Genomic DNA, 21619 nt, shown 5'->3' with positions numbered 1-21619 from the left:
CCAAGCCTCCGGAAGCCTCTATATTTCTTCGGTATCGCGGCTATCCCCGGCCGGAGTGACGCGGCCGGTCCGGCCTCGTGGCGGGAGCGGCACCGGTCGGTCGGCGCTGCGTACGGCCGGGCTGATCGCCGCGGCGGCGGCGGTCAGCACCATCGTGATGCCCGCGCCGAGCACAGTGACGAACGTGCCGAAATGGGCCAGGACCACCCCCGCGATCAGCGGGCCGATCGAGTTCGCGCCCGACGCCAGCATCCCGGCGACACTGCCCACGCGGCCCTGCAACTCATCGGGCGTCGCCTGAACCTGGTACGCCCCCGCGGTCACGTTCAGCAGGGCCCCGGCGAACGACATCCCGCCGAAGAGCGCGCCGAGTATGAACGGGTTGGCGGTGAACGCCACCGCCGACATGAGCCCGGCCCAGGCGGTGAACGCGGAGATGAGCACCACGGCCGGAGAGACCCGCCGGACGAACCATGATGCACTGATGGCGCCCAGCACGCCGACCGTACCGGAGATCACCGCGATGACACCGAGCAGCGCCGGTGAGCCGCCGCTCTCCTTGATGATGACGATCAGGGACAGCGACATGATCTGGAAGAGCACGTTCGAGCATGAGACGAGCAGGAGTGCCGCCCGCAGGAAGCGCTGCCGGAACAGCCAGGTGATGCCTTCCACGACCTCGGCGCGCAGGTTGCGCTGCCGGATGGTCCGGGGGGCCTGGAGGGGCGTACGGATGCCGAGCAGGAGCACCAGCGCGATCAGGTGAGTGAGCGCGGTGACCCCGAACGGGAGCCAGCGGAACACGGTGAACAGGCCACTGCCGAGCGGTTGTCCGAGCAGCCCGGCAGCACGGCCCCGGGCCTCGTTTCGGGCATAGGCGGTCATGAGATGGCTCTGGTGCACGACGTTGCGGATCGCCGCCCGCTCGGAGAGCCGGTACAGAATGACGGCACTGCCCTCGACGAAGGCCGCCGCCATCAGGTGCGGCACCCACAGATGCCCGGTGAACAGCGCGATCGCGACGCTGCCGATGGCGGTCAGGCCGGCGACGTCGCACCAGATCATGGTGCGGCGGCGATCCCAGCGGTCCACCAGGACCCCTGCCGGGAGCTGCAACAACAGGGTGGGTAGCAGCGCGGCGAAACCCACGACTCCGGCCGCGGCTACCGAGCCACCGTCGAAGACCAGCAACAGCGGATAGGCCACCGCGCTGACGCGGGCGCCGAGCATCGACATCCCGGCACCCAGCCACAGCAACAGGAAGTCGCGATTCTTGCGCAGCGGTGGCGGGGTGGCCGCTTCCGCACTCTCCTCCAGGACGCTCAACGTTCCTCGTTTCGATAGGTGGTGCCCGGTCTCCGCACTTACGCGAAAGCCCTCACCACGGCATCGCCCGAGGCGCCGTTGGTCAGTACCACCCAGCCGTCACCGGATTGCACCGTGCAGGTGGCGAAGGCGTAATAGCCCACGGGTTCGCCGGCATGACCGAAGCGGATGTCCTGGCCGGAGGCGTCGACGACCGCGCCCAGTCCGTACGAACCGTCAGGACGGGTCCGCAACAGCGCCTGGGCCGATCCGGTGGACAGCTTGGCCAGCGGTCGTCCGAGATGGCCGCGACGGATCTCCAGCAGCAGCGACGCCAGGTCGATCGCCGTGGTCCACAGTCCCGCGGCCGCCTCATCGGGGCGCTTGAGCCATCCGTCGACGGCCGGTACGCCGTCCGCGTCGTGGCCCGCCGCCACCGTGCGCCCGCACCGCGACGGGAAGTCCTGGTCGAAACTGGAGCCGGACATCCCGAAGGGCTCGAACACCTCGGCCCGCATCACCTCGGCGAAGGGCAGGCCGGTGGCATCGATGACGACCTGTTGGACCACGTCGTAGTGGACGTTCGCCAAACGGAACGTGTCACCCGGCGCCGACTCGCGGTGCACTGGTTCGTTGCGAGCCGGGGGCCGGCCGTTCAGAATGTCCAGGATGGACGGTGCCGGCTCGCCGGCGGAGTAGCCTTTGCCGGCTACCAGCGAGAGACCGGAGCGGTGGCCGAGCAGATGCCGCAGGGTGATCGGACGTCCTTCCCCGGGGATCCGCCACTGCCGTAGGTATTCGTTGACGTCCTTGTCCAGGTCGAGGACTCCGCGGTCGACCAGTCGCAGGACACCGACCGCGGTGACCAGCTTGCTCAGTGAGCCGACCTGGAACACCGTGTCGGCGGTCACCGGCACGTCGCTGCCGGCGCGGACGGTGCCCGCACCACCCGCTTCGAGGATCTCGCCGCCCCGTACGACCGCGAAACCAGCCCCCGGAACCTGCGCCGAGACCAGCACGCGCATCGGCAGCGCCGGCGTGACGACGGGTTCTGGCTGCGGGGCGGCTGTGACGGCGGCCGAGACGGCTCCCGCGAGCTCGCCCAGCGTGGCGTACTGGTAGACCATGAAAAGCGTCAGTGGCAGCCCCTGCCTCGTCGCGTCGGCGACCAGCCGGATGACCAGGATCGAGTGCCCGCCCAGGTCGAAGAAGTCGTCGTCCAGGCCGACCTGGTCGACGCCGAGCACCCGGCTCCACAGCTCGGCCAGTGCCACTTCGACGGCGGAGGCCGGTGGGCGTTTGGCGACGGGCGCCGCGGTGGTGGGTGCGGGCAGGGCGCTCTCGTCGAACTTACCGTTCGCGGTGAGCGGCAGCTCATCGAGAACCATGAACGTCGAGGGCACCAGGTAGTCGGGCAGACCGCGCGCGAGGGCCGTGCGCAGCTCGTCCGGGTCGCACCCGCCCGGTTCGGCCGCCACCAGGTAGGCGGTGAGCCGCTTGTCGCCGGGCCGGTCCTCACGGACCACGACGCGTACCTGGCCGACACCCGGTTCGGCCGCGATGGCCGCCTCGACCTCGCCCAGCTCGATGCGATAGCCGCGGATCTTCACCTGGCGGTCGATGCGGCCCAGGAACTCCACCACACCGCCGTCCCGCATCCGTGCCAGGTCTCCGGTGCGGTAGAGCCGGGAGCCCCCGGCGCCGAACGGATTCGGGACGAATCTGCCGGCGGTCAGGCCGGGACGGCCCAGATAGCCACGCGCCACGCCGGTCCCGCCGACGTACAGCTCGCCCGGGACGCCGGTCGGCACCGGCTGCATGCGGCGATCCAGGACGTACATCGTCATTCCGGGCAGGGGGCGGCCGATCGGTACGACGTCACCGGTGACCGAGCCGGTGACCGGATGGATGCTGGTACCGACCGAGGCCTCCGTCGGCCCGTATTCGTTGATCACCAGGGTGGCCGGGGCGAGCGCGGACCAGCGATCCAGCATCGCAACGGTGAACGCCTCCCCCGCCACCAGGATCCGCCGGGCCAGAGTGTCCGCTGCTTGCTCGGGCAACTGGGCCGCGAGCATCTCCAGGTGCCCCGGGGTCAGCTTGATGAAGGAGTAGGGCGCGCCGGTGAGCAGCTCCGCGCCGAGCTGAGTCGGGTCGCCGCCGATGAGGTGCAGGCGGCTGCCGGCCATCAGCGGTGCCCACAGGATCGGGACCACCAGGTCGAAGGCGACAGAGGAGAACAGCGGAGCACCGCCGTCACCCTCGCACAGCTCCCGAGCCGCCCAGGCGAGGTGATTACCCAGCCCGCGATGGTCGACCAGGACACCCTTGGGCCGGCCGGTCGAGCCGGACGTGTAGATGACATAGGCGAGCTGGTCGAGCCCGACCCGCACGCCGGTCGCGCTCGAGGGAGCATCGTCCTCGTCGCCGGGCACGACGATCTGCCCGGCGAACCGGCTGGACAGAGCCGGCGCCCGGTCCGCGCCGGTGATCAGGGCGACCGCGCCGGCATCGGCGAGCAGGGCCGCCACCCTCTCGTCCGGGTGTGCCGGGTCCAACGGCAGGTATGCCGCGCCGGCCTTCCACACGCCCAGCAACGCGGCCGGGAGTGCGACCTCGCGGTCAAGCAGGACGCCGACCACCGTTTCCGGGCCCGCTCCGGCCGACCGCAGACGGTGGGCGAACCGGTTGGCCCGCGCATCGAGTTCCCCGTAGGACACGGCGCCGGTAGCCGTGGTCACCGCGACCGCGTCCGGTACGCGTGCGGCCTGCTCCTCCACCATGGCGAGCGCCGTCCTGGTCAGTGGTTCGGCAGCGGTGTGCGACCACTCCCGTAGCAGCTGGACGGCCTCGCCGGGGGGAAGGACGTTCGGCACCGCGTCGCCGTCGGGGTCGGCGGCCATCTCCTCGAGCACCGCCCGGATCATCGCGGCGATCCTGGCCGTGTCCACGGCGCTCACCGCGTCGGCGGCGGCGCGCAGGGTCATGACCTGCCCAGCGGTGATCACGGAGAGCGGGAACTCGTTGCTGGCGAAGCCCGTGCCCGCGTCGGCGTCGGTCAGCCCGGGATCCGGCCGCTCGAAGTCGTGGAAGCTGAAGTACACGTCGATGAGCCGGCGGCCGTCGCCCCATTCGCGCTGGATCGCCGGCATCGGGTAGTGCCGGTGCGGCCACATCCGGGCCTCGTCGGCGAAGGTACGCCGGACCAGCTCGCGCCAGGTGCCAGTGGGCCGGTCGGCGGGGAACGGCACGGTGTTGAGGTGCATGCCCAGCACCCGGTCCGCGCCCGACAACTCGGGCCGCACGTGGGTGGCCAGGCCGAGGAAGACCTCCTGGTCCACACTCAGCGTGGCCATCACCTTGACGAACGCCGCGAGCAGCACGCTCTTGAGCGGGGCGCCCGCCTCGGCAGCGAGACGGCGCAGCCCGGTGTCCACATCGCCGAAGGGCACCTCGGCCGTGCACAGCCGTCCCGGCCGCGGCGAGCCGGGAATCCAGGCGGTGGGCAGGCCGACCGGCCCGCGGTGCGTGACCACGGTGCGCCAGAACTCCCGGTCCGCTTCCGACGTCAGGGACCGGAGTTCCGCCGCGACCGCGTCGGCGAAGCGTGCGGCCGGTGGCTGGTAGGCCGGAGCGTCCGCGCCGTCGCGCAGCCGGTGGTAGTCGTCCAGCAGCTCGCGCCGCAGCAGATCCAGGCTCCAGCCGTCCACGATCAGGTGGGACTGGGTGATGGTGCACTGCCAGCTGTCGTCGTCGCACAGATGGATGTGGAACCGCATCAGCGGGGCCGACTCGTGGGCGAAGAGCGTCTCGCTCTGCTGCCGGACATAGGCGTCGATGATCTGCTGCCGGCGGGCCTCCTCCAGGTCGTGCAGGTCCGAGACCTGCACGGGCAGGTGGACATCGGCGTGTACGTACTGCACGGGCACCGAACAGGAGGTCAGGTCCACCGAGGTACGCAACACCTCGTGCCGGGCCACCAGCAGATCGACGGCCTGCTGGAACGCTGCGGCGTCGAAGGGCCGGCCGTCGCGGAAGCGCACCGAGTTGACCAGGTGGTAGTGACCGCCCCCGTCCTGCTTGGCGAGCATCTCCACGAGCATGCCCAGCTGGTTCTGGGTGAGCGGGTACGCGTCCATGACCCCCGCCGGCACCTTCGCCCGGTCGGACTCGGTGAGCAGGGCGAAGGGCTCCACCGTGGTACCGGAGCCCGGATGGCCGGAACCGCGGCGCAGCCCGGTGCAGAAGTCCGCCAGTACGGGCCGCTCGAAGACGTCGCGGACGACCAGCTCGAAGCCTTCCGCCCGGAGCATCCCGGCCAGGGTCAGCACCCGCATCGAGTCGCCACCGAGGTGGAAGAAGCTGTCGTTGCGGCCGACGCGGCCGACGCCGAGCACCCTGGACCACACGTCGGCGACCTGCTGTTCCACGGGCGTCGCCGGGGCGGCATAGGTGTCCTTGGCGACCGCTTCGTCGTCCGGGGCCGGCAAGGCGCGTACGTCGAGCTTGCTGCTGGTGTTCAGTGGCAGCCGGTCGAGCACGACGAAGGCCGACGGCACCATGTACGAGGGCAGCGAACGGGCCGCCCAGCTCCGCAGGCCGGGTACGTCGGGGCTTACCGGGCCGGCCGGCACGACGTAGGCGACGAGCCGTGGTTCGCCGTTCTGCTCCCGGACCACCACGACGGCGTCACGCACCTCGGCGTGCCCCGTGAGGCAGGCCTCGATCTCGCCCGGCTCGATCCGATATCCGCGCAGTTTGACCTGCCCGTCCATCCGGGTGACGAAGTCGATGGCGCCGTCGGGCATCCGGCAGGCCAGGTCACCGGTGCGATACATCCGGGTGCCCGGTGCACCGTACGGGTCGGGGCGGAACCGGTCAGCGGTCAGTCCTGGCCGGTGCAGGTAGCCGCGGGCCACCGTGGGGCCGCCGACGGTGATCTCCCCCGGCACGCCGTCGGGCACCGGCAGGCCGTCGCTGTCGAGCAGGTGGACGGACAGGCCGCTCAGGGCCCGGCCGATCGGCGCCCGACCGGCCGCGATGTCGTGGCGGGTCAGCCGGTGCTGGAGGGCGTACACGGTGCTCTCGGTGGGGCCGTACAGGTTCATGACCACGGTGCGGCCGAGTCCGCGGCGGGCCAGCCACGGCTCCAGTGTCCGGGCCTCGAGCGGTTCTCCGGCGAACAGCAGCAGGCGCACCGCGAGTTGCTTGACGCGCGGATCGCCGGCCGCCGCCGCGGCGTTCAGGCCACGGAACGCCGACGGTGTCTGGCAGAGCACGGTGACCTCGTGTTCCACGAGCAGGTCCAGCAGGTCCTCCGGGGAGCGGGCGACCTCGGCCGGCACCACGACCAGCCGGCCGCCGGTGAGCAGTGCACCCCACAGCTCGAACACCGACACGTCGAAGGCGTACGAGTGGGTCATCGCCCAGACGTCAGAGTCGTCGGTCGTGACGTGTTCACGGACTCCGGTCAGGAACTGCCCGACGTTGGCGTGGCTGACAGCGACGCCCTTGGGCCGGCCGGTCGATCCCGACGTGTACATCAGGTACGCCAGGTCGGCCGGCTCCGCGAGCGGCGACGGGTCGGAGTCGGGCTGGTCCCCCTGTTCGGACTGGTCGAGCAGGATCACGGTGCCGGTGAAGACGTCCTGGACCGAGTCGGCCGTTGCGGACGTGGCCACCACGATGCCGGCCCCGGCATCGGCCAGCATGAAGCCGAGCCGCTCGGCGGGGTTGGAGAGGTCGAGCGGAAGGTATCCGGCCCCGGACTTGAGGACACCGAGCAGGGCGGGCACCAGGTCCGCGCCGCGCTCGAGGCAGACGCCGACCACTGACTCGGGACCGGCTCCCAGCTCACGCAGCTGCCAGGCCAGGCGGTTGGCGCGCGCGTTGAGCTGGGCGTAGGTCAGCTCGACGCCCTCGGCGACCACGGCGACGTCGTCGGGGCTGCCGGAGGCCCGCGACTCGAACAGTGCCGGCAGACATTCTCCCGTCGCCTGCGGGACGGTCTCCGCGACGGTCTCCGGCACGGGCTGGTCCACGAGGCGGACGGAACGGGTGTCGCCATCCGGGTCGGTGGCCATCGCCTCGAGCACGGCGCGGAACATGACCGCGATCCGGTCGAGAGCGGTCTGGCTCAGCACGCCCGGTGCGGCCCGCAGGGTGATCCGGTCCTCTCCGCGGGCGTGCACGGACAGCGGGAACTCGGTGGCGGCGCTGCCGATAGCGACGCGCATCTCTTCGCTCTGCTCGCCGCGGGCGAAGTCGACGTAGTTGAACATGACGTCGATGAGCCGGACGCGGTCGCCGGTCAGGCGCTGCATCTCCGGCATCGGGAAGTGCCGGTGCGGCCACAGTCCGGTCTCGGTGTCGTAGACCTCCTGGACGAGTTCACTCCAGGTGCCCGTGGGACGGGTCGCCGGGAACGGAACGGTGTTGAGGAACATGCCGTGGACCCGGTCGGCGCCCGGGGTCTCAGGCCGGGTGTGCGCGACGAGCCCGGTGTGGAATGCCGGTTCCTCGGTGAGCTGGCTCATCACCTTGAGGTGGGCGGCGAGCAGGACGCTCTTGACCGGGCCGCCGACCCGTCCGGCGAGCGCGCGAAGGCCATCGGCGAGATCGTGACAGGGCACCGTGGCGACCGGTGAGCCGTCCTGGTCATCGGGTGCGGCCCAGGCCCTCGGCAACCGCAGTGGGGCATACCCCTCGACGATGCGCCGCCAGTAGGAACGATCCTCCGCCGAGTTGAGGGCCGCCAGCTCGGCGGCGATCGCGTCGGCGAACCGGACCGGCGGCGCCTCGTACGGTTCGGCTTGTCCCGTGTCGCGGATCTGCCGGTAAGCGGCGACGAGCTCGTTGAGCAGCCGGTGGTGACTCCAGCCCTCGAGGATGGCATGGCTCTGGGTCAGGCTGAGGAACCATCCGCCCTCTCGCTGGTGGGCGTGCACCCGGAACAACGGCGCGGCACCGGAGAGCTCGAACGCGTCGGCGCGTTCGGCGGCCACGAAGGCGGTCATGCGCTGCCGCTGTTCCGCCTCGTCGAGGCCGCGCAGGTCTCCCTCGGCGCAGGGCACGGCGGTGTGCGCCCAGACCAGCTGCAGGGGCACGCTGTAGGAGCTCAGATCGACGGAGGTACGCAGTACGTCGTGGCGGCCGGCGACGATGTCCACGGCGGAGCGCAGGGCCTCGAACGAGAACGGCCGGTTGTCGTCGATCAGCACGGAAGAGACGTTGTGGTAGAGCCCGCCTTCACTGTCGTGCAGCATCTCCACAAACATGCCCACCTGGTTCTGCGACAACGGGTACGCGTCGGACAGTCCCTCCGGCAACCGGTCCCGGTCCGCGTCGGACACCAGCGCGAAGGCCCGCACGGATCCCTGGACCGCGGGGGCGGCGCCACCGCGTTCCTCGGCCACAGCGGCCAGGCCGGCGACCGTACGGTGCTGGAAGACGTCGCGCACGGACAGGTCGAACCCCTCGGCCCGCAGCGCGCCGACGAGGGCGACGCCGCGGACGGAGTCTCCCCCGAGGGCGAAGAAGCCGTCGTCGATGCCGACGTCGTCCAGCCCGAGCACCCGGCACCAGACGGCGGCGATGCGCTCCTGCCCGGCCGTACGCGGCGTCGTGTCCGGACGGGCGGACGGTACGCCTGCCTCGGGTGCCGGGAGCGCCTTGCGGTTCAGCTTGCCGTGGACAGTCAGCGGGATCGACGTCATGCTCACGAACGCCGAGGGCACCATGTACTCGGGCACGCTCTCGCCGGTGAATGCGGCCAGCTCCGCCGCGGAGGGCAGTTGCTGTGCGGCCGGTACGCAGTAGGCCACCAGACGCTGCTTGCCGGCCTCGTCCTCGCGGACGATGACCACCGCGGACCGGACGCCCGGGTGGGTGCCCAGCACCGCCTCGATCTCGCCGAGTTCGACCCGGTAGCCGCGGATCTTGACCTGGGCGTCGGCCCGCCCGACGAAGTCCAGGCCCCCGTCGAGACGCCAGCGGGCCAGGTCGCCGGTGCGGTAGGCCCGGGTTCCCGGTGGGCCGTACGCGTCCGGCACGAACGAGCGGCCGGTCAGAGCGGGCCTGCGGCGGTAGGCACGGGCGACCGACGGACCGCTGATGTACATCTCGCCGGGCACGCCGATCGGCACGAGCTGACCCGCCGGGTCGAGCAGACGCACGATCACGTCCCGCAGGGGCGGGCCGATCGGGATCGGGCCGTCGTCGTCGACGGTGACGGTGTGCCAGCTGTCGATGACCGCCGTCTCGGTGATCCCGTGGACGTTGACTAGCTCCGGGGCGGTCAGCCCCAGCCGTTCGGTCCACGGGCGCAGGTCCGCCGTGTCGAGCGGCTCTCCGCCGTTCATGACGACCCGGAGCGTGAGGTCGTGAATGCGGTCGTCGTCCTGGGCCACCCGCGCGACCAGGGCCCGGAAGGCGGACGGTGTCTGGTTGAGCATCGTCACCCGGTGCTGGACGAGCAGCTCCAGCAGGTCCTCAGGGGAACGGCTGACGTCCTGGGGGACGACGACCAGCCGGCCGCCGTGCAGCAGCGCACCCCACATCTCGTAGACGGAGACGTCGAAGGCGTACGAGTGGAACAGTGCCCACACGTCGGTGTCCCGGATGTCGACGTGCTCGCGTATCGCGGTGAACAGACGTAGCACGTTGCCGTGGGTGACCTCGCAGCCCTTGGGGCGGCCGGTGGAGCCCGAGGTGTAGATGACGTACGCCAGGTTGGCGGCCTCCCCGGTGGCCGCCAGGTCGTCGGCTGAGCGGCCCGCGGTGGTGCCCGGATCGTCGGTCACGACGAGCGGCACGTCCGGCATCCGTCCGGTGAGCGACGACTGGGTCAGCACCAGCGCGGCTCCGGAGTCGGCGATCACGTACGCCAGCCGGTCGTCCGGGTTGATCGGGTCCAGCGGTACGTACCCCGCCCCGGTCTTGAGAACCGCGAGCAGCGCCGGTAGCAGCTCGATACCCCGCTCGACGCAGACACCTACGACGGTCTCCGGGCCGACTCCGCGTTCCCTCAGGACCCGGGCGAGCCGGTTGGCCCGCTCGTTCAGCTCGCGGTACGACAGGGTCACGCCGTCGGCCAGCACCGCTACCGCGTCAGGGGTCGCTTCGACCTGCCGTTCGAACACCCGGTGCAGGGTGGTTCCCGGCTCGTCCGGGGTCTCGGTGCCACCGGCAGCGAGCAACCAGTCCCGTTCCCCGGCCGGCAGGTGGATCGTCCGGGCGCTCGCGTCCGGATCGGCCGCCATCGCCTCGAGGACAGCCCGGAACATCTCCGCGATTCGTGCGGTGTGGGCCCGGTCCAGTACCGAGGTGCGCGTCTTCAGTGTCAGCCCCTGAGCGACGGAGCCGGTGACGGCCAGGTCGAACTCGGTGGCGCCCTCGCCGAGCCCGGTACGGGCGTCGACGGTGCGGTCGTCCACGACGGGGAAGTCCAGATAACTGAACAGCACGTCGATGAGGCGCCGGCCGTCGCCGTCGAGACGCTGGATCTCCGGCATCGGAAAGTGCCGGTGCGGCCACATCGCCGTCTCCGTGCGGAACACGGCCCGGACCAGCTCCCGCCACGTTCCGGCCGAGCGGTTCACGGCGATGGGCAGAGTGTTGACGTAGGTGCCGTACACCCGGTCAGCGTCGGCCGCCTCCGGACGGACGTGCGAGACGAGCCCGGTGTGTACACAGTCCTCGGTCGTGAGCTGGCTGATCACCTTCAGGTGCGCGGCGAGCAGGACGGTCTTGAGTGAGGAACCGGTCGCGACGGCCAGGGTCCGCAGCGGCGCTTCGAGGTCACGGATGTCGACTCGCACGAGGTAGTCCTCCGAGTCGTCCCGCTTCGCACCCGCCCAGGACGCGGGGAAGGTGAACGGCGCGGCGCTGTCCACGACTTCCTGCCAGTACGCCCGGTCCTCCGCCGAGACGAGCGCGTCGAGTTCGGCGGCGATCGAGTCGGCGAAACGCAACCGGGGCGCCTCGTACGCAAGCGGCTCCCGGCCGTCACGCACGCTGCGGTAGACCTCCAGCAGCTCGGTCATGAGCGCGTGGAGGCTCCACCCCTCGATGACCATGTGCGACTGCGTGAACGACAGCCGCCAGCCGTCGTCCTCGAGGTGCACGGTGATTCTGAGCAGCGGCGCGACCGCGACGTCGAAGACGGTCGCCCGCTCCAAGGCGACGTGTTCCCGCATCGCGTCGTAGCGCGCGCCGACCGGCAGGGGCCGGAGGTCGTGCACGGCGACAGGCGTCTCCACTCGCGCATGGACGACCTGCATCGGTGTGGTGAACGTGGACAGGTCGAACGAGGTCCGCAGCACGTCGTGGCGCGCCGACACGATGCCGATCGCGGTGCGCAGTGCATCCACGGCGAACGGTTCGCTGTCCTGCACATAGTAGGAGGCCAGGCCGTGGTACCGGTTGCGGGTGGTGTCGGCCAGCATCTCGACGAGCATGCCGGTCTGCATCTGCGAGAGCGGATAGACGTCCACCACGTCGGCCAGCACCCGGGCGCGGTCGTCATCGCCGATCAGCGCGAACGGCGCGGTGACCCCGTCGGCGCCGGCCGGCAGGACCGTTCGCCCGGCCAGCAGGCCGGCCAGGCCGGCGACCGTCTCGGTCTGGAACACGTCACGGACGGCGACGTCGAGGCCCGCGTCGCGGAGCCGGCCGACCAGCGTCACGACCCGGATCGAGTCGCCACCGAGTTCGAAGAAGCCGTCGTGGGCGCCGACCTGGTCGAGGCCGAGCACGTCCGCCCAGACGAGGGCGATCCGTTCCTCGGCGGGGGTGCGCGGCGCCACGAACGTGCGGCGGTGCATCGAGCCCGCCTCGGGGGCCGGCAGCGCGGCCCGGTCCAGCTTCCCGTTGACCGTCACCGGGACAGCGGAGATCGGTACGTACATCGTCGGCACCATGTACACGGGCAGACTGCGGCCGGCGAACTCCGCGAGGTCCGCCGCGGACGGCAGCTCGACGGCGGCCGGTACACAGTACGCCACCAGGCGCTGCTCGCCGGGCGTGTCCTCGCGGACGATGACCACCGCCTCGGACACGTCCGGATGCGCGGTCAGGACCGCCTCGATCTCGCCGAGCTCGATCCGGTAGCCCCGCATCTTGACCTGGTGGTCGATCCGACCGAGGAATTCCAGCCCACCGTCGGGGCGCCGCCGGCCCAGGTCACCGCTGCGGTAGAGGCGGGCACCGGGCGGGCCGAACGGGTCGGGGACGAACCGCTCGGCGGTCAGCGACGGCCTGCGATGGTAGGCGCGTGCCACTCCCCCGCCGCCGGCGCAGATCTCTCCCGGGACGCCGATCGGCACGGGGTGCCCGGCGGCGTCGAGCAGGTGCAGGGTCTCCGACTCCATCAGGGCACCGATGTCGATGACCGTGCTGGTGTCGTCGGGGTCGACCCGGTGGAAGGTGGACACGACGGTGGTCTCGGTGATGCCGTACATGTTGATCAGCGCCGGACCGCGGTCGCCGAAGTGTCGCCACCACGGTCGCAGCGCCGCCGACTCCAGCGCCTCACCGCCGAAGATGACCTGGCGCAGGGCCAGCCGCGCCAGCCGCGGATCGTCCTGGCCGGCCAGCGTGACCAACCGGCGGAACGCCGACGGCGTCTGGTTCAGCACGGTCACCTGGTGGGTGACCAGCAGATCGAGCAGGTCCTCAGGAGACCGGCTCACCTCCGGCGACACCACGACCAGCCGGCCGCCGAGCATCAGTGCGCCCCACATCTCCCAGACCGAGAAGTCGAAGGCGTACGAATGGAACATGGTCCACACGTCGGTCCTGGAGAAGCCGAGATGACGCACGCCCCCGGCCATCAGCCGCAGTACGTTGCCGTGGGTGACGACACAGCCCTTCGGCCGCCCGGTCGTGCCGGACGTGTAGATGACATACGCGGTCGTGTCAGCCGTGGCCGGTGACTCCGGGGCCGGGTCCGGGTCGCCGTCGAAGAAGCCGTCCGCGTCGATCAGCAACGATTCCGCGCCGGGCACCCGCCTTGCCAGCGTCGCCTGGGTGACGACCAGTCGCACATCCGCGTCGGCCATCACGAAGGCCAGCCGGTCATCCGGGTTCACCGGGTCCAGCGGCACGTAGCCGGCTCCCGACTTCAGGATGCCGAGCAGGGCAGGGACGAGATGGACGCCCCGCTCCAGGCATATCCCGACCAGGGTGTCGACGCCGGCGCCGCGGTCCCGGAGCATCCGGGCCACCCGGTTGGCCCGGGCGTCCAGTTCCCGGTAGGTGAGCGTCACGTCGTCGCACACCAGCGCCACCGCCTCCGGGGACGACGCGACCTGCCGCTCGAACGCCTCGGACAGGTTCGCGGCGTCCGGGCCGATCACGGATTGGCCAGTTCTGGACGGGCCGGTCGCGGCCGCCATCAGCCAGGTGGCTTCACCCGCCGGCAGGCACGCTGCCTTCGCGTCCCCGTCGGCGTCGGCGGCCATCGACTCCAGGATCGTGCGGAACATCTGGATGACCCGCTCCGCGTACTCCTCGCTCAGGGTGTGGGAGTCGGCGCGCAGGCTGAGCGTGCCGCCCAGCGCCGTGATGCCCAGGCCGAACTCGTTCGGTGCGTCGTTGAATCCCCAGCCGTCCTCCGCGACCCCCTCGTCCAGTTCGTGGAAGTCCAGGTACGCGAAGAAGACGTCAACGAGCCGGCGGCTGTCCCCGCTGCGCGGGATCGCGAGCATCGGGAAATGCCGGTGCGGCCACGCCTCGATCTCGCGGTCCGCCACCTGCCGGATGAGCTCGCGCCAGGTTCGGGCGGTGCGGTCCGCCGGAAACGGCAGGGTGTTGAGGAAGGTGCCGTAGATCCGGTCGCCCCCGCGGGCCTCGGGCCGGGTGTGGGTGACAATGCCGGCGTGGAACCGCGGTTCCCGGGTCAGCTGCGAGAGCAGTTTGACGAACGCGGCCACCAGCACGCTCTTGAGGGAGACCCCGGTGGCGGCAGCCAGCCGCCGCAACGCCGGATGCAGGTCGTGATAACGGGCCACCGCGCGGACGGTCACCCGGGGCGCACCGCGGTCGCCGTGCCACCCCTCGGGCAACTGGAATTTGGCGTGCTCGGTCACCAGGTCCTGCCAGTAGGCGCGGTCCTCGGCGGAGGCCAGCGCCCGCAGTTCCGCGCCGATCGCGTCGGCGAACCGCACTGATGGCCGCTGCGGCTCACGTACGGGCAGCCCGTCGCGGATGCCGCGATAGACCTCGATCAGTTCCATAAGCAGTAGCTGGTTGCTCCAGCCGTCGAGGATGGCGTGGCTCTGGGTGAATACGCAGAACCAGGTGTCGGCGGCGGTCACCTGCGCGCAGACGCGGATCAGCGGGGTGCCGGCGGCGAGGTCGAACGGCGCCGCGCGCTCCGCGGCGACGAAGGCGGTCAGCTCGTGGCGGATCTCCGGCTCGGTGGCTCCCCGCAGATCGTGCCAGGAGACGGGTACGTCGGCGCGGGCGTGGACCAGTTGCACAGGCACCGAGTAGCCGGTCAGGTCGATCGTGGTACGCAGCACGTCGTGCCGGGTCACGACGACGGCCACGGCCGCCCGGAACGCCTCGGCGTCGAACGTCCGGTCGTCGTGAACCTCGTACACGTTCACGTTGTGATAGTTGTGGTCGTCGCTGGCGAGGCTTTCCACCAGCATTCCGGTCTGCACCTGGGACAACGGGTAGGCGTCCACGACGGACTGCGGCAGCTGCTCGCGATCGGCCGGTTCCAGCAGCGCGTACGGCTCGATGAAGGTGTCGGCGGGGGGTGGCCCGCCCGCCCGCTCGGCCAGCGCCGCGGCGACGGCGGCGACGGTCCGCAGCTGGAAGACGTCCCGCACGGTGACGTCGAGTCCCGTGCCGCGGAGCGCACCCACCAGCGCGACGGCCCGGATGGAGTCACCGCCCAGCTCGAAGAACCCGTCGTCGACACCGACCCGGTCGCGGCCCAGCACTTCGGCCCAGACAGCCGCCACGCGTTCCTCGAGAGGCGTCCGCGGAGCGGTCTGAACACCGGTCGAGTACGCCTCACGCCCCGGTTCTGGCAGCGCGCGGTGGTCCAGTTTGCCGTTGGCGTTCAACGGAATGAAGGGCACGGTGACGATCGCCGCGGGCATCATGTACTCCGGCAGGCTCCGGGCCAGCACCGGACGCAGGTCCGCCGGCTCCGCCTCGGTGACGACGTACGCCGTGAGCTGTTTGTCCCCGGTGGAGGTGGCCCGCATGAGCACCCGGGCGTCGGTGACCCGGGCGTCGGCGGCGAGCACCGACTCGATCTCGCCGAGCTCGATGCGGTATCCCCGGAGCTTCACCTGGCCGTCGCGGCGGCCCAGGAACTCGACGTCACCGTCGGGCAGGAGCCGTACGCGGTCACCGGTCCGGTAGAGGCGCCCACCGCCGGCGCCGTACGGGTCGGGCAGGAACCGCTCGGCGGTGAGCCCGGCCCGGTGCGTGTAGCCGCGGGCCACGCCGGTGCCGCCCACGTACAGCTCGCCCGGCGCACCCGTCGGCACCGGGTCGAGCCGGTCGTTCAGCACGTACATCGTCATGCCCGGCAGTGGCCGCCCGATCGGCATGACGTCGTGGAGGGGCGCCGCGCCGATCGGGTATGTGCAGGTGCCGACCGAAGCCTCGGTGGGGCCGTACTCGTTGATCAGGGTGGTGGCGGGCGCGAGCTCCCGCCACGACTGCACGAGGCGCCGGGTGAGTGCCTCGCCGGCGACCACGAGCAGCGGGGCGAGGGTGCGGGCCTGCGCCTCGTCCAGCTGTTGCACGAGGATCTCCAGGTGCCCCGGCGTCATCTTGATGAAGGTGTACGGCGCCGACCGGGTCAGCTCCGTGCCCAGCGAGCCGACGTCGACGTGCTGGCCGATCACGTGCACCGTCTGGCCCGCCAGCAACGGTGCCCAGACGTTGGGTACCACCAGGTCGAAAGCGATCGACCCGAAGAACGGGGCGCCGTCGACGCCGGCGGCGGCGAGCTCCTCGACCGCCCAGGACACGTGGTTGGCCAGGCCCCGGTGGGTCACTTCGACGCCTTTGGGTCGTCCGGTCGAACCGGAGGTGTAGATGACGTACGCCAGTTCGTCGAGATGGTGCGCGACCGGGAGGGTGGTGTCCGGCAGTGCGCGCAGGGCGTCGGCATCGCGGTCGAGCGCGATGACCGGGGCCGTGGTGGTGCCGAACCGGTCCACGTACTCGGACTGGGTGATCACGGCGGCGATACCGGCGTCGGCGATCATCGCGGCGATCCGGTCGGCCGGGAAAACCGGGTCCATCGGCAGGTAGGCGGCGCCGGCCTTCCACGTACCGGTCAAGGCAGCGATCAGGTCGGCGCCGCGGTCCAGCAGGACGGCGACCACCGCCTCCGGCCCGACGCCGGCGGCGGCCAGCCGGTTCGCGATCCGGGCGGCCCGGCCGTCGAGGTCGCGGTAGGTGCAGACGTCGTCCGCACCGGCGGCGACCGCGACCGCGTCGGGCGTCCGGCGCACTTGCTCCTCGAAGCGCCGCAGGACGCTGTGCGTCACCTCAGTGGTGGGATGGGTCGCCCAGTCCCCGAGCAGACGTTTACGCTCGTCGGCCGGGAGCAGGGTGGGACGGCAGTCGCCCTCGGGGTCGTCGACCATCGCCTGCAGGGCGGCGCGGTACATCGCCGCGATACGCTCGGTCACTTCCCTCCCCAGCCACCGGGAGTCCGCGGTCAGGAAGATGTGCCCGTTGCGTGAGGACACGGTCAGCGGGAACTCCGTCGGGCTGTCATCGATGCCGACACCGCCGTCGACCAGGGTGGCATCGACCTGCCGGAAGTCCTGGTAGTTGAAGAACACGTCGATGAGGCGGTCGGTGCCGATCATCTCCCGCTGGATCGTCGGCAGCGGGAGGCGCCGGTGCGGCCACACGCCCACCTCCCGGTCGAACACCTGCCGTACCAGGTCCAGCCAGGTCCGCGCGGACCGGTCGACGGCCAGCGGCAGGGTGTTGAGATACATGCCGAGCACCCGATCAGCACCGGCCATCTCGGGCCGGGTGTCGAAGACGAGTCCGGTGTGGAACCGGGGCTCGTCGGTGAGCTGGCTCAGCACCTTGACGTGGGCCGCGATCATCACGCTCTTCAGTGATGCGCGCGCGGTGGTGGCCAGGTCGCGCAGCTCCTGTTCCAGGTCCTGCCAGCCGACCATCACGTGGTGGGTGGTGCGGGGACCACCGCTCGGTTCCCCCCAGCCGGCCGGCAGGGTGAACTTGGGGTACTCGTCGACGATGCCCTGCCAGTAGAGCCGGTCCTCGGCCGACGCGAGCGAGGTGAGCTCGGCCGCGATGGAGTCGGCGAACCGCACCGGAGGCAGTTCGTACGGGCCGGTCACACCGCCGTCGCGAAGCTCCCGGTATCCGGTCAGCACCTCCATCAACAAGGAGTGGTGACTCCAGCCCTCCAGGATCGGGTGGCACTCGGTCACCGTGATCCACCAGCCGTCCGGGTCGGTGACGTGTGCGAAGAACCGCATGAGTCCCGGCACCGCGAGGTCGAACGGTTCGGCCCGTTCCCGCCGCACGAACTCGTGCACCGCCGCCGTCGCCTGCTGGGGGTCGAGGTGGCGCAGGTCCTCGGCGCCACAGGCCGGTTCCGCGCTCGCGTGCACCAGTTGCAGGGGCACCGAGTAATCGGTGAGGTGCAGGGAGGTCCGCAGCACCTCGTGACGGGCGACCACGGTGCGTACGATCTGGCGGAACGCGTCGAGGTCGAAGGCCGCGTCGTCGCGGATCCGGAACGACGAGACGTTGTGGTAGTTGTTCTCCCCCTCGTCGGCGAGCATCTCGATGACCATGCCGAGCTGCAGCTGCGACAGCGGGTAGGCGTCGACGACGGTGGCCGGCAGTTGAACCCGGTCGTGCTCGGAGATCAGGTCGAACGGCGCGACGAGCCGCAGTGACTCCGGGGCCAGGGCCACCCGGCCGGTGAGCATTTCGCACAGCGAACTCACCGTCCGATGATCGAAGACGTCGCGGACCGCGAGGTCGAGACCCTCGGACCGCAGCGCGCCGACGAGCGCCACGGCCCGCAGCGAATCACCGCCGAGATCGAAGAAGTTGTCCTGGACGCCGATCCGGTCGCGCTCCAGCACCTCGCGCCACACCGCGGTCACCCGCTCCTCCAGCGGAGTGCGGGGCGCGACGAACGCGCTGTGCGCATACGCTTCGTCCCCGGGTGCGGGCAGAGCCCGGCGGTCCAGCTTGCCGTTGGCCGTCAACGGCAGTGCGTCGAGCCGTACGAACGCCGAGGGCACCATGTAGTCGGGCAAGGTTGCGGTGAGCAGCTCGCGCAGGGCCGTCGTCTCGGGCACCCCGCCGTCCACGCCGACCAGGTAGGCGACCAGCTGCGTACCGCCGGCGGACTCCCGCAGGAGCACGACGGCGTCCCGGATCTCGGGGTGGGCGCCGAGGGCGGCTTCGATCTCGCCGAGCTCGACACGATATCCGCGGATCTTCACCTGGTGGTCGATCCGGCCGAGGAAGTCGAGACTGCCGTCCGCCCGGCGACGGGCCAGGTCACCGCTGCGGTAGGCACGCGAGCCCGGTACGCCGTAAGGGTCTGGCACGAACCGCTCGGCGGTCAGTCCCGGCCGCGACAGATAGGCGCGGGCGACGCCCGGGCCGCCGACGTGGATCTCGCCGGGCACGCCGACGGGAACGAGCCGGCCGGCCGCATCGTAGAGCCGGACGGTGAGGTCGGCCAGCGGGTGCCCGATGGGATTGCCGTCGGCGGTGGCGACGTCCCCCGGCTGGACCACGTAGTACGTGGTGTGCACGGTGGTCTCCGTGATGCCGTACATGTTGACGAGCGTGGGCTGTTCGAAGCCCCGGCGATCGGTCCACGGCTTTAGCTCGGGCATGTCGAGCTTCTCACCGGCGAACACCACGTGGCGCAGGGCGAGCCGGTCGAGACGAGGGTCACCGGCGGCCGCGAGGGCGACCAGCGACCGGAACGCCGACGGTGTCTGGCTCAGTACGGTGACCCGCCGGTGCTCCAGCAACTCCAGGAAGTCCGCCGGCGAGCGGGTCACTTCCCGCGGTACGACGATCAGTTGCCCGCCGTGCCGCAACGCGCCCCACATCTCGAAGACCGAGACATCGAAGGCGTACGAGTGGAACAGGGTCCACACGTCGGTGGCGTCGAACGCGAAGTGCTGTTGCGCGGCGTCGACGAGGCGCAGCACGTTGCGATGGGTGACCACGCAGCCCTTCGGCTGCCCGGTGGATCCGGAGGTGTAGATCACGTACGCCACCGCGTCGGGGTCCGACCACACCGGCCGGGGTCCGTCCGCCAGATCGGCACCGAACGCGGCTGCGTCCAGCACGATCGCGGAGATGTCCGCGGCGACGCGGTGGGCCAGCGACTGCTCGGTGACGACGACGTCGACCCCGGCGTCGGCGGCCACGAAGGCCAGCCGGTCCGCCGGGTTCACCGGGTCCAGCGGCACATAGCCGGCTCCCGACGCCAGGACACCGAGCAGGGTGGGCACCAGGTGCTCGCCCCGCTCGACGCAGACACCGACCAGCGATCCGGGTCCGACGCCGCGCTGGTGCAGCACGCGCGCCAGCCGCTCGGCCCGTTCCGCGGTCTCGCCGTAGGTAAGCGTCCGGTCGCCGGCGACCACGGCCACCGCGTCCCGGTCGTGGGCCACCCGGGCCTGGAACGCCTCGTAGAGGGTGCCCGTCACCGGGACCTCCCGCACCCGCTGTGCGCCGATGACCACGGCGCGCTCGGCGGCGTCCATGATGTCGAGGCGGGAGATGGGCTCGTCCGGCCGGGTCGCCGCCCCGCGGATCAGGGCGAGCAGGTGGCGGGTCATCCGCTGGGCCGTCGCCTCGTCGAACAGGGCGGTGGCGTAGACCAGCTGGCCTTTAAAGCAACCGTCGGGGTTCTGGTGGATCTGCAGTTCGAGGTCGCACTTCGCCACGCGCCCGGTGACCGGATACCGGCTCAGGATCGGGCCCCCCAGGTCCAGCTCGTCGGCGTGACCCTCGTGCATGGTGATTGCCACCTGGTAGAGCGGGGTGCGCGACAGGTCGCGCTCCGGGCGTAGCTCGTCGACGAGTTTCGCGAACGGCACCGCCTGATGGTCGTAGGCGTCGAGCAGGGTGTTCCGTGCGGCCGCGACGAGCATCGCGAAGCTGGGATCGCCGTCCCACCGCCCCCGCAGCACCAGGGTATTGACGAGATACCCGATGAGCTGTTGTTCCTCGGGCCTGGTACGGCCGGAGACGACGGTGCCCACCGGCACGTCGGTCGTGCCCGTGTAACGCGACACCAGCACCTGGAAGGCAGCGACCAGCACCGTGAAGGGGGTAGCGCCGGACACCGCGGCGAGGCGGTTCACCGCGGCGCTGACGTCGGCGTCCAGGCTGAAGGAGACCTCGGCGCCACGGGTGTCGCGCACGGGCGGCCGGGCGCGGTCCGCGGGCAGCTCAATCACGGGGATGCCGGCGAGTTGACGCCGCCAATAGGCCAGCGGGCGGTCCGCTTGTGTGCCGGCGAGCGCCGCGCGCTGGGCGGCGGCGAAGTCGGCGTACTGGATGGGCAGGCTCGCCGACACCGGGGAGCGCCCGTCCCGGAAGGCGGTATAGAGCTCGCTGAACTCGGCGATAAACTGCCGGGTGGACCACGCGTCGCAGGCGATGTGGTGGAACACGACGGACAGGATGTGGTCGTCAGCGGCGAGCCGCAGCAGGCGGACGCGGACCGGCCATTCCTGGGCGAGGTCGAAGGGCGTGGTGGCCTCGACGGCGAGCAGCGCCTCGGCGGCGGCCTCGGCAGTCGTGCCGGCGGCGAGTTCCGCCAGGTCCTCAGCGGCGACGATCGACGGCGAGGGCGGGTCGATGATCTGGACGGGCTCGGCGCCGGCGAGGGCGTAACGCGTGCGCAGGATCTCGTGCCGTTCGACGATCCCGGACCAGGCCCGGCTCAGCGACGCCGGGTCGAGAGGTCCGCGTAGCCGCAGGGCGATCGGCACGAGGAACTCCGCACCGGCCGGATCGAGCCGGTTGAGGAACCACATCTGCTGCTGGCCGTGCGACAGCGGCAGCGGTGCGGTCCGGTCGGCCACGCTCGGCTGTGCCGCAGCGGGCCGGGCTCTCCCGCTGAGCCGGCGGCGGAGGTACTCGTCGCGAAGCGCGCCGACCTTGACGTCCTGCTCGATTTCCCCGGTGGTCATGTGTCCCCGTTCTTCGTCCGCGCTCTCGCCATCGCTACCGTTGTCCGCTGTGTCCTGCCGGCGCCGACGCCGTCCGCGCCGTCCCGGGTTCGGACGACCCGTTCCGG

2 protein-coding genes are annotated in these 21619 nt (G+C 71.1%); both read right to left on the bottom strand.

Annotated features, from left to right (window positions below; translation table 11 throughout):
* Nucleotides 1–18 precede the first annotated feature (18 nt).
* Complete coding sequence (locus Aau02nite_RS44320) at nucleotides 19–1326, bottom strand: MFS transporter (protein ID WP_246595907.1); 1308 nt, start codon at nucleotides 1324–1326, stop codon at nucleotides 19–21.
* 38 nt (nucleotides 1327–1364) lie between these two features.
* On the bottom strand, nucleotides 1365–21512 hold the full coding sequence (locus Aau02nite_RS44315; protein WP_212994708.1) for a non-ribosomal peptide synthetase: 20148 nt from the start codon (nucleotides 21510–21512) through the stop codon (nucleotides 1365–1367).
* Nucleotides 21513–21619: the final 107 nt, after the last annotated feature.

It is taken from the genome of Actinoplanes auranticolor, from assembly GCF_018332655.1.
In the GTDB taxonomy this organism is placed as follows: domain Bacteria; phylum Actinomycetota; class Actinomycetes; order Mycobacteriales; family Micromonosporaceae; genus Actinoplanes; species Actinoplanes auranticolor.
This window is presented reverse-complemented; position numbering and strand designations above follow the sequence as displayed.